We start from the raw sequence: 477 nt of genomic DNA, 5'->3' as shown, positions 1-477 counted from the left end.
TTAGTTGTATTCATAAATGAATACTTTGAGAACTTTACAAACAACAATAAATTGTTGTTTTGTCAGCTTTCCAAATTGTTAAAGAGCTAGATTTTCTGATGAAAACCATTTTTAAAAGCACTCATTGAATGCGCTTAAAGATGGTGGGCGATACCGGGCTCGAACCAGTGACCCCCTGCTTGTAAGGCAGGTGCTCTCCCAACTGAGCTAATCGCCCATTGTGTCAAAATATGGTGGAGCTATGCGGGATCGAACCGCAGACCTCCTGCGTGCAAGGCAGGCGCTCTCCCAGCTGAGCTATAGCCCCATATTTTGAGTTTTAATTCCTAATGGAAGGAAATGGTGGGTCGTGCAGGATTCGAACCTGCGACCAATTGATTAAAAGTCAACTGCTCTACCAACTGAGCTAACGACCCAATGGTATCCCGTAGGGGAGTCGAACCCCTGTTACCGCCGTGAAAGGGCGGTGTCCTAGGC

General features: G+C 46.3%; 3 tRNA genes. All 3 read right to left on the bottom strand.

Going from position 1 to position 477, the window contains the following annotated elements:
* Positions 1-141 precede the first annotated feature (141 nt).
* Positions 142-217, bottom strand: a tRNA-Val gene (locus R2S67_RS22835).
* Between the two features lie 14 nt (positions 218-231).
* Positions 232-307 (bottom strand) — tRNA-Ala (locus R2S67_RS22830).
* Between the two features lie 33 nt (positions 308-340).
* Positions 341-416 (bottom strand) — tRNA-Lys (locus tag R2S67_RS22825).
* Positions 417-477: the final 61 nt, after the last annotated feature.

Origin of the sequence: Vibrio sp. T13N, from assembly GCF_032970445.1 — a bacterium.
Lineage (GTDB): Bacteria > Pseudomonadota > Gammaproteobacteria > Enterobacterales > Vibrionaceae > Vibrio > Vibrio diabolicus.
The sequence above is the reverse complement of the archived record's forward strand: the minus strand, read 5'-3'. Positions and strand labels throughout refer to the sequence as shown.